The sequence below is a fragment of the Herbaspirillum sp. WKF16 genome, assembly GCF_028993615.1.
Taxonomy (GTDB): Bacteria; Pseudomonadota; Gammaproteobacteria; order Burkholderiales; family Burkholderiaceae_D; genus Herbaspirillum.
In genome coordinates, this window is record NZ_CP118632.1 from 4,274,943 (window position 1) to 4,289,059 (window position 14,117).

Annotated in this window: 14 protein-coding genes; all 14 read left to right on the top strand. The window is 67.0% G+C overall.

The annotated features are described in order from the left end of the window. Positions 1 to 93 precede the first annotated feature (93 nt). The 14 genes from Herbaro_RS19345 to Herbaro_RS19410 all read left to right on the top strand — a co-directional run bounded on the left by Herbaro_RS19345 (position 94) and on the right by Herbaro_RS19410 (position 14,108). Entirely contained in the window at positions 94 to 1,128 is a 1,035-nt protein-coding gene (locus Herbaro_RS19345) for an ABC transporter substrate-binding protein (protein ID WP_275011231.1), read from the top strand. 70 nt (positions 1,129 to 1,198) lie between these two features. After that, positions 1,199 to 1,984: an ABC transporter ATP-binding protein gene (locus tag Herbaro_RS19350; RefSeq protein WP_275011232.1), complete on the top strand. Its 786-nt coding sequence runs from the start codon at positions 1,199 to 1,201 to the stop codon at positions 1,982 to 1,984. Positions 1,985 to 1,998: 14 nt separating this feature from the next. Next, positions 1,999 to 2,778: an ABC transporter permease gene (locus Herbaro_RS19355; protein ID WP_275011233.1), complete on the top strand. Its 780-nt coding sequence runs from the start codon at positions 1,999 to 2,001 to the stop codon at positions 2,776 to 2,778. Positions 2,779 to 2,957: 179 nt separating this feature from the next. Beyond that, positions 2,958 to 4,508, top strand: a complete 1,551-nt coding sequence (locus Herbaro_RS19360; protein WP_275011234.1) for an ABC transporter ATP-binding protein — start codon at positions 2,958 to 2,960, stop codon at positions 4,506 to 4,508. After that, a complete protein-coding gene (locus Herbaro_RS19365) occupies positions 4,501 to 5,595 on the top strand; it encodes an ABC transporter permease (protein WP_275011235.1) in 1,095 nt (364 codons plus the stop codon). Before Herbaro_RS19360 ends, Herbaro_RS19365 begins: the two co-directional genes overlap by 8 nt. Before the next feature lie 9 nt (positions 5,596 to 5,604). Continuing rightward, positions 5,605 to 6,525: an ABC transporter permease gene (locus tag Herbaro_RS19370; protein WP_275011236.1), complete on the top strand. Its 921-nt coding sequence runs from the start codon at positions 5,605 to 5,607 to the stop codon at positions 6,523 to 6,525. Positions 6,526 to 6,579: 54 nt separating this feature from the next. Continuing rightward, entirely contained in the window at positions 6,580 to 7,719 is a 1,140-nt protein-coding gene (locus Herbaro_RS19375) for a BMP family ABC transporter substrate-binding protein (protein ID WP_275011237.1), read from the top strand. Between the two features lie 218 nt (positions 7,720 to 7,937). Then, positions 7,938 to 8,756: a septum site-determining protein MinC gene (minC, locus tag Herbaro_RS19380; RefSeq protein WP_275011238.1), complete on the top strand. Its 819-nt coding sequence runs from the start codon at positions 7,938 to 7,940 to the stop codon at positions 8,754 to 8,756. Positions 8,757 to 8,861: 105 nt separating this feature from the next. Further along, complete coding sequence (gene minD / locus Herbaro_RS19385) at positions 8,862 to 9,677, top strand: septum site-determining protein MinD (RefSeq protein ID WP_275011239.1); 816 nt, start codon at positions 8,862 to 8,864, stop codon at positions 9,675 to 9,677. A gap of 1 nt (position 9,678) precedes the next feature. Then, positions 9,679 to 9,951, top strand: a complete 273-nt coding sequence (gene minE / locus Herbaro_RS19390) for a cell division topological specificity factor MinE (RefSeq protein ID WP_275011240.1) — start codon at positions 9,679 to 9,681, stop codon at positions 9,949 to 9,951. A 101-nt stretch (positions 9,952 to 10,052) separates the two neighbouring features. Further along, entirely contained in the window at positions 10,053 to 10,772 is a 720-nt protein-coding gene (locus Herbaro_RS19395; RefSeq protein WP_275011241.1) for a winged helix-turn-helix domain-containing protein, read from the top strand. A gap of 203 nt (positions 10,773 to 10,975) precedes the next feature. Next, on the top strand, positions 10,976 to 12,268 hold the full coding sequence (gene hemA / locus Herbaro_RS19400; RefSeq protein WP_275011242.1) for a glutamyl-tRNA reductase: 1,293 nt from the start codon (positions 10,976 to 10,978) through the stop codon (positions 12,266 to 12,268). A gap of 101 nt (positions 12,269 to 12,369) precedes the next feature. Further along, positions 12,370 to 13,449 carry a peptide chain release factor 1 gene (gene prfA, locus Herbaro_RS19405; protein ID WP_275011243.1) on the top strand — a complete coding sequence of 360 codons (1,080 nt, stop codon included), beginning with the start codon at positions 12,370 to 12,372 and terminating at the stop codon, positions 13,447 to 13,449. A gap of 185 nt (positions 13,450 to 13,634) precedes the next feature. Then, the gene (locus Herbaro_RS19410) at positions 13,635 to 14,108 is read left to right on the top strand and encodes a disulfide bond formation protein B (protein ID WP_275011244.1); all 474 of its coding nucleotides are present in this window, start codon (positions 13,635 to 13,637) and stop codon (positions 14,106 to 14,108) included. Positions 14,109 to 14,117 lie beyond the last annotated feature (9 nt).

A 14,117-nucleotide genomic window follows, 5' to 3' on the forward strand; every position in this document is an offset into this window, starting at 1 on the left:
ATCGCTCCTCTTGCAGGAGCGTCGGCCTGGCCGGCGTCGCGCGCATTGCGGTTTCCACCATCTTTTTTCAATCGCCTTTCGGGAGATTTCCCCATGCGTTCATTCCGTTTCCTCGGCTGCTCGGCGGCGCTGCTGCTCGGCCTGGTATCGGCATCGTCCTCGTTCGCACAAGAGACCAAGATCAAATTCCAGCTGGACTGGCGCTTCGAAGGCCCGTCCGCGCTGTTCCTGGTGGCCAAGTCCAAGGGTTACTTCGCCCAGGAAAAACTGGACGTCGCCATCGACGCCGGCAACGGTTCGGGCAATGCCGTCAACCGCGTGGCCTCCGGCACCTATGACATGGGCTTCGCCGACATGGCCGCGCTCATGGAGTTCGCCGCCAACAATCCCGACGCGCCCTCCAAGCCGGTGGCCGTGATGATGGTCTACAACGACACGCCGGCCGCGGTGTTCTCGCTGAAGAAATCGGGCATCAGGAAGCCGGCCGACCTGGCCGGCAAGAAACTGGGCGCGCCGGTGTTCGACGCCGGGCGCCGCGCCTATCCGATCTTCGCCAAGGCCAACGGCCTGGATGCGTCGAAGGCGCAGTGGACCAGCATGGATCCGCCGCTGCGCGAAACCATGCTGGCGCGCGGCGACGTGGACGCCATCACCGGCTTCTACTTCACCTCGCTGCTGAACCTGAACGCGCGCGGCATCAAGGACGAAGACATCGACGTGATGATGTTCCCGGACTACGGCGTGCGGCTGTACGGCAACGCCATCATCGCCTCGGACGCCATGATCAGGCAGAAGCCTGAGGCCATCAAGGGCTTCCTGCGCGCCTTCGCCAAGGCCTCCCGCGACGTCATGGCCAATCCCGAGGCCGCCATCAAGGTGCTCAAGGAACGCGACGGCCTGATCGACGAGAAGCTGGAGCTGCGCCGCCTGAAGCTGGCCATCGCCAGCGCGATTGCGACGCCGCACGCCAAGTCCGAAGGCTACGGCCAGGTCTTCGCGCCGCGCATGACGCTGATGGCCTCGCAGGTCTCCGACGCCTACGGCACCAAGACCCGCGTCAACGCCGACAAGATCTGGAACGGCGCCTTCCTGCCGTCCCGGGCCGAGCTGGACGTGTTCCCCAAGTGACCCATCCCGCGCGGCGGCGCCCGTGGCCCGCCGCGCGGATCAACAGCAGCAACGCAGAAGAGCGACAACCATGAGCGACACCTTCGTCGATTTCCGCCACGTCTACCTGGCCTATGACGGCGCCGCCGAGTTCGCGGTGGAAGACATCGACCTGCAGACCCGCGCCGGCGAATTCATCGCCATCGTCGGCCCTTCGGGCTGCGGGAAATCGACCTTCATGAAGCTGGCCACCGGCCTCAAGCAGCCCAACCGCGGCAGCGTGGTCATCGACGGCCAGCCGGTGACCGGCCCGCTGAAGTTCGTCGGCATGGCCTTCCAGGCGCCCACGCTGCTGCCCTGGCGCACCACGCTGGAGAACGTGCTGCTGCCGCTGGAGATCGTCGAACCGTATCGCCGCGACTTCAAGCAAAGGAAGGCCGAGTACGCCGAGCGCGCCTTGAAGCTGCTCAAGACGGTGGGCCTGGACGGCTATGCCGACAAGTTTCCCTGGCAGCTGTCGGGCGGCATGCAGCAGCGCGCCTCGATCTGCCGCGCGCTGATCCACGAACCCAAGATGCTGCTGCTGGACGAGCCCTTCGGCGCGCTCGACGCCTTCACCCGCGAAGAGCTGTGGTGCGTGCTGCGCGATCTGTGGGCCGAGCGCAAGTTCAATGTCATCCTGGTGACGCACGACCTGCGCGAGGCCGCCTTCCTGGCCGACACCATCTATGTGATGAGCAAGCGCCCGGGGCGCATCGTGGTGCGCCGCGAAAACCCGCTGCCGCGCCCCTGCGAGCTGGACACCACCTACACCGACGCCTTCAACGCCCTGGTGCACGAGCTGCGCGAGCACATCGGCCACGTGCGCAACACCTGACCGGCAGACACGACATGAAAAACCCGTTCAAAGGCCAACTCAACAAGGCCGCCACCACGCTGGCGCCATGGTTCCTGCTGCTGCTGATCCTCGGCGTCTGGCAGTTCATCTGCAGCGTGTGGCAGGTCTCCGACTTCATCTTCCCCAGCCCGATGTCGATCATCCAGGCGATGGTGGAATTCTCGGGCCCGATCGCGCATCACGCGCTCTCCACCTTCTGGGTCACCATGGTGGGCTTCGCCATCGCGGTGGCGGTCGGCGTGACGCTGGGCTTTTTGATCGGCTCCTCGCCGATGCTGTATGCCGCCGCCTATCCGCTGATGACGGCGTTCAATGCGCTGCCCAAGGCGGCTTTCGTGCCGGTGCTGGTGGTGTGGTTCGGCATCGGCGCCGGCCCGGCCATCCTGACGGCGTTCCTGATCTCCTTCTTCCCGATCATGGTCAACATCGCCACCGGCCTGGCCACGCTGGAGCCCGAACTGGAGGACGTGCTGCGGGTGCTGGGCGCGCGCCGCCTGGACATCCTGCTCAAGGTGGGCCTGCCGCGCTCCATGCCCTACTTCTTCGCCTCGCTCAAGGTCGCCATCACGCTGGCCTTCGTCGGCTCCACCGTGTCCGAGATGAACGCCTCCAACGAGGGCATCGGCTACCTGCTGGTGTCGGCCGGCTCCTCGATGAAGATGCCGCTGGCCTTCGCCGGCCTGGTGGTGATCGGGGCCATGGCCATGGCCATGTACGAGCTGTTCGCCATCATCGAGCGGCGCACCACCGGCTGGGCGCACCGGGGCAAATGAGCCGGCGCGGCGGCGGCGCCACGAAATCCGGCCCAAACCCCGCTGCCGACAGGGCCGCAGGCGGAAATCGGTAGGCGGGACGGCCCAATTTGTCTATGATGACGCGCGTGTGACGCGCCCGCCCGGAACGGGCGCTCCGCGGCCCTCGCGCCGCTGACAACGAACGACAGGAAAATCACGTGAGCGCAGTTCCACTCCGCCTAGAAATCAGCCATGTGCGCAAGGCCTATCCCGGCGTGCTGGCCAATGACGACGTCAGCCTGGCGGTAGCGCCCGGCGAGATCCATGCCGTGCTCGGGGAGAACGGCGCCGGCAAGTCGACCCTGATGAAAATCATCTTCGGCGCGGTCAAGCCCGACGCCGGCGAGATCCGCTGGAACGGCGAGGCGGTGCAGATCGCCAATCCGCAGGTGGCGCGCCGGCTCGGCATCGCCATGGTGTTCCAGCATTTTTCGCTGTTCGACACGCTGACCGTCACCGAGAACATCGCGCTGGGCCTGGATGCGTCTACCGATCTCAAGGAGCTGGCCCAGCGCATCACCGAAACCGGCGACAGGTACGGCCTGGAGCTGGAGCCGCACCGCCATGTGCATACGCTGTCGGTAGGCGAGCGCCAGCGCGTGGAGATCGTGCGCGCGCTGCTGACCAATCCGCAGTTGCTGATCCTGGACGAGCCGACCTCGGTGTTGACGCCGCAGGCGGTGGAAAAACTCTTCGTCACCCTGCGCCGCCTGGCCGACGAAGGCTGCAGCATCCTCTATATCAGCCACAAGCTCGACGAGATCCGCGCGCTGTGCCACAGCGCCACCGTGATGCGCGGCGGCCGCGTGACCGGCAATTGCGATCCGCGCGCCGAGACCAGCGCCGGCCTTTCGCGCATGATGATCGGCGACGAACTGGTGCGCCTGACGCGCGAACGCAATCCCGAATCCCAGCGCAACGAGCGCAAGCTGCACGTCAACCGCCTGTCGTTGCCCAAGGCCCACCTGTTTGCCACCGAACTGAAGGACATCGAGTGCGAGGTGCGCGCCGGCGAGATCGTCGGCATCGCCGGCGTCTCCGGCAACGGCCAGCAGGAACTGCTGGCGGCGTTGTCGGGCGAGGACCAGCGCGCGGCGCCCAACATGGTGATCCTGGGCGGCAGCCCGGTCGGCCACCTCTCGCCCAACCCGCGCCGCGCGGCCGGCCTGGGGCTGGTGCCGGAAGAACGGCTGGGACGCGGCGCCGTGCCCACGCTTTCGCTCACGGCCAACATGCTGCTGTCGCACCAGAAGACGCCCTATGTGAAGCGTGGCATGATCGATTTCGGCTTCACCCGCCGCGCCGCCGCCTCCATCATCGAGCGCTTCAAGGTCAAGGCGGCCGGGCCGGATGCGCCGGCCAAGAGCCTGTCGGGCGGCAACCTGCAGAAATTCATCGTCGGCCGCGAGATGGAACGCAAGCCTGCGGTGTTCGTGGTGGCCCAGCCGACCTGGGGCGTGGACGTGGGCGCCGCCGCCCAGATCCACGGCGAAATACTGAAACTGAAACAGGAAGGCTGCGCGGTGCTGGTGATCTCGGAAGAACTGGATGAGCTGTTCGCGCTGTGCGACCGCCTGCATGTGATCGCCAAGGGCCGCCTGTCGCCGTCGATCCCGATCGAGCAGGCCACGCGCGAGCAGGTCGGGGTGTGGATGAGCGGCTTGTGGGATGCGGACGCGAACGATGCGACGGAGGCCGGCCATGTCTAAGCTGATGTCGCTCCCCTTGCGCCTCGAATTGCGCGGCGCGCCCTCGCGCGCCATGACGTATTGGTCGCCGGTCATCGCCATCGTCCTTACGCTGGTGCTGGGCGCCCTGCTGTTCCTGGCGCTGGGCAAGGATCCCTTGGCCGGGCTGAAAGTGTTCCTGGTCGATCCGTTCAACGGCAAGCGCGCCATCAGCGAGCTGCTGCTCAAATCGGTCCCGCTGATCCTGTGCGCGCTGGGCCTGGCGGTGTGCTTCCGCGCCAGCATCTGGAACATCGGCGCCGAAGGCCAGTTCACCGTCGGCGCGCTGTGCTCGGGGGCCATGCTGGTCTGGCTGGACGTGCCCGGCCATGCGATTTCCGGCGGCATGGGCCTGCTGCTGACGATCGTCGCCGGCGTCGTGGGCGGCGCCGCCTGGGCCGGCATCACGGCCTTCCTGCGCGACCGCTTCAACGCCAACGAGATCCTGGTGTCGCTGATGCTGACCTACGTGGCGCAGCTGCTGCTGATGTGGGCGGTCAACAGCCCGCTGAAGGATCCCAACGGCATGAACTTCCCGCAGTCGAAGGTATTCTCGGGCGAGTTCATGCTGCCGATGCTGATCCCGGGCACGCGCCTGCATATCGGCTTCGCGGTGGCCATCGTGGCCGCGGCGCTGATGGCGGTGTTCATGATGCGCAGCCTGCGCGGCTTCTCGCTGACGGTGGGCGGCGTGGCGCCGCACGCGGCGCGCTATGCCGGCTTCTCGGCGCGCTCGGCGCTGTGGGTGTCGCTGCTCATTTCCGGCGCCTTCGCGGGCCTCGCGGGCGCCTTCGAGATCACGGGACCGATCGGGCAGCTGCTGCCCTCGGTGTCGCCGGGCTACGGCTTCGCCGCCATCATCGTCGCCTTCATCGGCCGCTTGCATCCGGTCGGCGCGGTATTTGGCGGCCTGGTCATGTCGCTGCTCTATCTCGGCGGCGAACTGGCGCAATCGCGCCTGGGCCTGCCCTCGGCGATCACCGGCGTGTTCCAGGGCATGCTGCTGTTCCTGCTGCTGGCCTGCGACACCCTGATCGATTACCGCCTGGCGTGGAAGAAGAAAGCTTAAGGAACGGCCATGGAACAACTCGCTCCCCTCATCGCAGCCTCGATCAACGCCGGCACGCCGTTGCTGCTGGCGGCCATCGGCCTGCTGATCAACGAACGCTCGGGCGTGCTTAACCTGGGCGCCGAAGGCATGATGCTGGTCTCGGCCATCGCCGGCTTCGCGGTCGGCTACGCCACCAAGAGCCCGCTGCTGGGATTCGCCGCCGGCGCCGTATGCGGCATGCTGATGGCCGCGCTGTTCGCCTGGCTGGCGCTGCAACTGGCGACCAACCAGGTCGCCACCGGGCTGGCGCTGGCGATCTTCGGCGCCGGCCTGTCGGCCTTCGTCGGCCAGCGCTTCGTCGGCCTGGCGCTGCCGGCGCAGGCCAATGCGGTGCCGCTGCTGGGCGACATCCCCTTCATCGGCCCGGCGCTGTTCCGCCAGCACTGGATGAGCTACGCCGCCTTCGCGCTGTGCCTGGCCAGCATGTGGTTTCTGTACCGCACGCGCGCCGGCCTGGTGTTGCGCGCGGTGGGCGAGTCGCCGGAGTCGGCGCATGCGCTGGGCTATTCGGTGCGCGGCATCCGCCTGGCCGCGCTGCTGTTCGGCGGCGGCTGCTGCGGCCTGGCCGGCGCCTACATGTCGCTGGTCTACACGCCGATGTGGGTGGAGGGCCTGGTAGCCGGCCGCGGCTGGATCGCGCTGGCGCTGACCGCCTTCGCCACCTGGCGCCCGGCGCGGGTGCTGCTGGGCTCGCTGCTGTTCGGCGGCGTCACCATCGCCCAGTTCTATTTGCAAGGCATGGGCGTGACCATCCCCTCACAGATTCTGTCGATGGCGCCTTACCTGGCCACCATCGTGGTGCTGGCGCTGATCTCGCGCAATCCGGACTGGATCCGGCTGAACATGCCGGCATCGCTGGGCAAGCCGTTCCGCCCCGGAGCGCACTAAGTTTTTTTGTTGCAGCAACACGTACTTAACCACTGACCCAGAGGGAGAACCACAATGAAGATTTCGCGCAGGGCGTCGCTCACGATGCTCGCCACCCTGGCCGCGGCAACCCTGATCGGTTGCGGCAAGAAGGAAGACCCCGCGCCGGCCGCGCCCGCAGCTGCTCCGGCTGCCGCCGCGCCCGCCGCCGACCCGCTGAAGGTTGCCTTCGTCTACATCGGCCCGGTCGGCGACGCCGGCTGGACCTTCGCCCACGATAAGGGCCGCAAGGCGGTGGAAGAGAAGTTCGGCGACAAGGTCAAGACCACCTTCGTGGAGAACATCCCCGAGTCCGCCGCCGATGCCGAGCGCGTGTTCCGCCAGCTGGCCACCGACGGCAACAAGCTGATCTTCGGCACCACCTTCGGCTACATGGAGGCCATGCTCAAGGTCGCCAAGGAATTCCCGGACGTGAAGTTCGAGCACGCCACCGGCTTCAAGACCGCCGACAACCTGGCGCAGTACGACGTGCGCACCTATGAGGGCGCCTACCTGGCCGGCGTGGTCGCGGGCAAGATGAGCAAGTCGGGCAAGCTGGGCGTGGTGGCCTCGGTGCCGATCCCCGAAGTGATCCGCAACATCGACTCCTTCACCCTGGGCGCGCGTTCGGTCAACCCCAAGGCGACCACCGCGGTGGTCTGGGTCAACAAGTGGTTCGACCCGGGCAAGGAACGCGAAGCCGCCACCACCCTGATCGGCCAGGGCGTGGACGTGCTGATGCAGAACACCGACTCGGCCGCCGTGGTGCAGACCGCGCAGGAAAAAGGCGTGTACGCCTTCGGCTGGGACAGCGACATGACCAGCTTCGGCCCTAAGGCCCACCTGGCCGCGTCGATGATCAACTGGGGCGTGTACTACACCGCGCGCGTGCAGGCGGTGCTGGACGGTTCCTGGAAGAGCAGCACCAGCTGGATCGGCCTGAAGGACAACGGCATCGACCTGGCCGCCTTCAATCCTGAGCTGCCGGCCGACGTCAAGTCGCTGGTGGAAGAGCGCAAGAAGGCCATCGTCGACGGCAGCGCCCCGATCTGGAAGGGTCCGATCAAGGACAACGCCGGCAAGGAAGTGCTGGGCAAGGACGCCGTGGCTGATGACGGCTTCCTGCACGGCATCAAGTTCTACGTCGAAGGCGTGGACGGCAAGGTGCCTGGCTGATGACCCGGGTCTGACCGCGGCCGACCGCAAGCCGGCATGCAAAGGATGGCAGGGTGCGCCGCGGGGCGTTCCCTGCCATTTTTCATGGGCCGGCCGAAAGCCGCCCAAAACCTGCGATCGGCCGCTATCGCAGCGCCATCCTGCCTGTATAATGCACAGCCAACAATTGCGGGAAGCGGCGCTTGGCCTGGCTTTCCGCCGACCCGACCTGACGATTTATGCAAAAAGCCCGCAAACCGATCGACATCAAGATATCCACCGTCGTTGCCATCTCGGCAATCCTGCATGAAACCGACCCGGCCGCGCTGGAACAGGCCCTGAAGGACATGACCGGCGGCGTATCCGACTTCTTCGAGGACGAGTTTGCGGTGCTGGACATCGGCGCGCTGGAAGGCGAAGCCGCCGCCGGCATCGACTGGACCGCGCTGGTGGCGCTGTTCAAGCGCTTCCGCCTGAACACGGTGGCCGTGCGCAATGCGCCGGAGGCCTTGCATGCCGGCATCGTGGCGCAGGGCCTGGCCATCGACAGCGGCGCGGCCACCGGCGGCCCGTCCAATGCCCGCGCGCAGGAAAACGCGATGATGGCCTCGGTCGCCGCCGCCACGCCGCCGCAACCGCAACCGCAACCGCAACCCGAACCCGCGCCCGCCGCGCCGCCGCAAGCGGCTCCGGCCGCGGCGCCAGCGGCCGCTCCCGCGGCCCGCACCATGATCGTCGACACGCCGGTGCGCGCCGGCCAGCGCATCTACGCGCGCGGCGCCGACCTGGTGATCCTGGCGGCGGTCAACAACGGCGCCGAGATCATCGCCGACGGCAGCATCCACGTCTACGCGCCGTTGCGCGGGCGCGCGCTGGCCGGCGCCTCGGGCAACACCGAGGCGCGCATCTTCACCGCGTCGCTGGAGGCGGAACTGGTGTCCATCGCCGGGGTCTATCGGACCTTCGAGAACGGCCATGCGCCGGAGACCACCGGCCGGCAGGTCCAGGTGCGCCTCAACGGCGAACGCATCGACGTGCTGCAGATGCAGGCCGGGTAGGCCGACGGCTGCGACATCACCGCAACACCCGGCCGCGCGCCGGCAACGACAATTTGAATCCTGCCGGGACCACCCGGCGCATCTGTTCTTCTTAAGGAGTTTTTTGTGGCAAAAATCATCGTTGTGACTTCAGGTAAGGGCGGCGTCGGCAAAACGACGTCGAGCGCCAGTTTCGCATCGGGCCTGGCGATGCGCGGCCACAAGACGGCCGTGATCGACTTCGACGTCGGCCTGCGCAACCTGGACCTGATCATGGGCTGCGAACGCCGCGTGGTCTATGACCTGATCAACGTGATCAACAAGGAAGCCACGCTGAACCAGGCCCTGATCAAGGACAAGCACTGCGAGAACCTGTTCATCCTGCCGGCCTCGCAGACCCGCGACAAGGACGCCCTGTCCGAGGAAGGCGTGGAGCGCGTGCTGGAAGACCTGGCCAAGATGGACTTCGAATACATCATCTGCGACTCGCCGGCCGGCATCGAGCATGGCGCGGTGATGGCGCTGACCTTCGCCGACGAGGCGATCGTGGTGACCAACCCGGAAGTCTCCTCGGTGCGCGACTCCGACCGCATCCTCGGCATCATCCAGGCCAAGTCGCGCCGCGCCTCGGCCGGCGGCGAACCGGTCAAGGAACACCTGCTGATCACCCGCTACGCGCCCAAGCGCGTGGAAGGCGGCGAGATGCTGTCGTACACCGACGTGCAGGAAATCCTGCGCATCCCCCTGATTGGCATTATCCCCGAATCGGAATCGGTGCTGGCGGCGTCCAACCAGGGCAGCCCGGCCATCCACATGAAGGACAGCGACGTGGCCGAGGCCTACCAGGACGTGGTGTCGCGCTTCCTTGGCGAGAACGTCGAGCTGCGCTTCACCAACTACGAAAAGCCGGGCTTCCTGCAGCGCATTTTCGGAGGTAAGTGACATGTCCCTGCTTTCATTCCTGTTCCCGACCAAGCCCAAGAGCGCGGTTGCAGCAAAGGAACGGCTGCAGATCATCATCGCGCGCGAACGCTCCAACGGCCGCCAGGGCCCGGACTTCCTGCCGGCGCTGCACAAGGAGCTGATCGAGGTGATCTCCAAGTACACCAAGGTCAATGCCGACGACATCAAGATCTCGCTGGACCGCCAGGGCAACCTGGAGGTGCTGGACGTGAACGTGGTGCTGCCCGACGCCGCCGATTCGGCGCCGACCTGAGCCTGCGTGCGCGCATGGAAGGCAAAAAGGGCAGCGCGGCTGCCCTTTTTTCCATGTGCCGCGCTTGCGCCCTGGCTTGATTTTCCTGATGCCCTGATGCGATGAAGACCGGGATCCTCACCTCCTCCGCCGACTGCGCGGCCTTGCTGCGCCAGCTGCCGGCCGGCCGCGACTGCGCGATCTACGCCGGCGCCGAAGGGCTGCAGGCGGCGCGCGAGGATGGCGTCGGACTGCTGGTGGTGGACCTGGACGGGCTGGAAACCCTGGCGGCGCAAGCCGAAGCGGGCCTGCGCGCGCTGCGCATGCAGGCCGCGCCGGCGCCCGCCGTGCTGCTGCTGGCGGCGGCCGGCCAGAAGGCGTTGCTGCGCACGCTGCGCGCGGTTGCGGACGACTACCTGCTCAAGCCCATCCGCCGCAACGAGCTGGCGCTGCGCCTGGAGCTGCTGCTGCACGCGGCAGATCCCCAGGCTGCCGCGGCGCGCGTGGTCGAGGCCGGCGGTTTCCTGTTCGACCTCGATCGCCTGCGGGTTTCCAGCCCGCGGCGCCCGGGACTCGACGCCGCGCTCACGCAGAAGGAGGCCGAGCTGGCCCTGCTGCTGCTGCAGAACCTGGGCCGGCCGCTGTCGCGCGCCTTCCTGCAGGAGCGCATCTGGGGCGCCGAGCCCGAGCTGCCGACCCGCACCATCGACACCCACGTTTCGCGCGTGCGCACCAAGCTCGGCCTGCAGCCGGGCTTCGGCTACCGGCTGGCCACCGTGTATGGCTACGGCTACCAGCTGGAGCTGGTCGGCGCGGAGGGCAAACCGGCGCAGGCCGAATGATTTCCCCGCGGAAAGTTGTTGTATTCCGATGCCGGCGCCGGCGAAAACTGATCCATATCAGGGATGAATATCGACTATCACCATAGCGGCAAACCCCTTATTGTGCAGCGGGTATAATAGAGCCTCGAAAACGGCCTGCTTTTGGCCGCGCATTTCCCGTATCGCCCTGTTCCAGCTCATCGGCCCTTGCTGCCGCGAATTTCATGCATTTGCTCGCCGTCGGACTCAACCATACCACCGCGCCGGTTTCGCTGCGCGAGAAAGTGGCGTTCCCCGCTGACCAGATCGGTCAGGCGGTGGCGGCGGCGCGCTCGTGGTTCGGCGGCAACGACAGGATCGTCTCGGCCGGCGAAGCCGCCATCCTCTCCACCTGCAACCGCACCGAGCTGTATGCCGCGGCGGCGGCAGGCCGTGACGGCGTGGACTTCGCCATCGACCGCACCGCCCAGTTCCTGGCCGAATACCACAAGATTCCCTACACCGACCTGCGTCCCTTCCTCTACGCGCTGCCGCAGGACAATGCCGTGCGCCACGCCTTCCGCGTCGCCTCCGGGCTGGACTCGATGGTGCTGGGCGAGCCGCAGATCCTGGGCCAGATGAAGGATGCGGTGCGCCAGGCGGATGCCGCCGGCGGCCTGGGCACCTATCTGCACCAGTTGTTCCAGCGCACCTTCGCGGTGGCCAAGGAAGTGCGCACCACCACCGAGATCGGCGCGCACAGCGTGTCGATGGCGGCGGCTGCGGTGCGCCTGTCGCAGCGCATCTTCGATTCCGTCTCGGGCCAGAACGTGCTGTTCATCGGCGCCGGCGAAATGATCGAGCTGTGCGCCACGCATTTCGCGGCGCAAAACCCCAAGAGCCTGACGGTGGCCAACCGCACCATGGAGCGCGGCGAGACGCTGGCGCACCGCTTCAACGGCAACGCGATCCGCCTGGCCGACCTGCCGGAGCAGCTCTCGCGTTTCGACATCGTGGTGTCCTGCACCGCGTCGTCGCTGCCCATCATCGGCCTGGGCCTGGTCGAGCGCGCGGTGAAGGCGCGCCGCCACAAACCCATCTTCATGGTCGACCTGGCCGTGCCGCGCGACATCGAAGCCGAAGTCGGCCGCCTGGACGACGTCTTCCTCTACACCGTGGACGACCTGGCCTCGGTGGTGCAAAGCGGCGTCGAAAACCGCCAGGCCGCGGTGGCGCAGGCCGAAGCCATCATCGAGAACCGCGTGCAGTCCTTCATGCACTGGATCGACAGCCGCGCCATGGTGCCGCTGATCCAGGACCTGCATGAGACCGGCGAGGCGCTGCGCCTGGTCGAGCTGGAACGCGCGCGCCGCATGCTGGCCAAGGGCGAGGATGTCGAGGCCGTGCTCGAGGCGCTCTCCAAGGGCATCACCGCCAAGTTCCTGCACGGCCCGCAACAGGCCCTGCACCATGCCCAGGGCGAACAGCGCAGCCAGCTGGTCTCGATCCTGCCGCAACTGTTCCGCACCAAGCGTTAGCGTTCCCCCTCCCGGGCCCGCGCCGCGCGCGCAGGCCAGCCTTGCCGCCTCCCCCCGGAGCGCCGGCCCGCCGCACCACACCTTTGTTATCGCACCACGCCATGAAACCATCGATGCTCGCCAAACTCGACCAGCTTGCCGAACGGCTGGAAGAGCTCAACAGCCTGCTGGCCCAGGAAGACGCCACGGCCAACATGGACAACTTCCGCAAGATGACCCGCGAGCACGCCGAGCTGGGCCCGCTGGTGGCGCTATATCTGGACTACGCGCAGGCCGGCCGGGACATCAAGACCGCCCAGGATCTGCTGGCCGATCCCGACATGAAGGAGTTCGCGCAGGAAGAGATCAACGGCGCCCGGGCCCGCATGGAGGCGCTGGAAGGCGATCTGCAGAAGATGCTGCTGCCCAGGGATCCCAACGACGAGCGCAACATCTTCCTGGAAATCCGCGCCGGCACCGGCGGCGACGAATCGGCGCTGTTCGCCGGCGACCTGCTGCGCATGTACAGCCGCTATGCCGAGCGCCAGCGCTGGCAGGTGGAGATCGTCTCGTCGTCCGAGTCCGAGCTGGGCGGCTACAAGGAGGTAATTGCGCGCATCGCCGGACCGGGCGCCTATTCGCGCCTGAAGTTCGAGTCCGGCGGCCACCGCGTGCAGCGCGTGCCGGCTACCGAGACCCAGGGCCGCATCCACACCTCGGCCTGCACCGTGGCCGTGATGCCGGAGGCCGATGAAGTGGAGGACGTGGAGATCAACCCGTCCGAGATCCGCATCGACACTTATCGCGCCTCGGGCGCCGGCGGCCAGCACATCAACAAGACCGACTCGGCGGTGCGCATCACCCACCTGCCCACCGGCATCGTGGTGGAATGCCAGGACGACCGCAGCCAGCACAAGAACAAGGCCCAGGCGATGAAGGTGCTGGCCGCGCGCATCAAGGACGTGCAGCTGCGCGAGCAGCAGTCCAAGGAAGCCGCCACCCGCAAGTCGCTGATCGGCTCGGGCGATCGCAGCGAGCGCATCCGCACCTACAATTTCCCGCAGGGACGCATGACCGACCACCGCATCAACCTGACGCTGTACAAGCTGGACTTCATCATGGACGGCGACCTCGACGAATTGACCAACGCGCTCATCACCGAGCGCCAGGCGGAGCTGCTGGCGGAATTGGGCGACGACTGAGGCCCCGGCCTACGGTGCCGCTACCGTAGCGGCGACAGGAACCAAAACGGGCCAGTCGGCTCTGAGAGGCTTGCATCGCAGTAGTCGCCTGAGGGGGCGGCGTGCAGGCAACCGGGGCTCTCCACTACAATCCGTCATGGCCATGCGTGCCAGAGCCGGTCACAACTCAACCAAAGCGAATAGACATGAAATCATCCAAATCGGTTTTCCTGCTGGTGGCGCTGGTCTGCGCCGCCCTGCTCGGCTTCGCCATGTACCTGCAGATCGTCGAAGAAATGCAGCCTTGCCCGCTGTGCGTGATCCAGCGCTACATGTTCGTGCTGGTGGCGGCGTTTTCGCTGATCGCCTATTTCATGCCGCCGCCGGCCCGCCGCGGCGGCGCGGCGCTGGGCCTGCTGGCTGCGCTGGGCGGCGCCGGCACCGCGATCTGGCACCTGTACGTGAAGGCGCATCCGGGCGTGTCGTGCACCACCGATCCGCTGGAAACCGCGATCAACCAGTTGCCCACCGCCAAGCTGCTGCCGCAGATGTTCACCGCCGACGGCTTCTGCTCGGCGCCGTGGCCGCCGGTGCTTGGCCTGCAGATCCCGACCTGGTCGCTGATCTGGTTTGCGCTGCTTGGCCTGATGCTGCTGCGCCAGGTCTTCAAGCGCGCCTGAGGCCGCGTC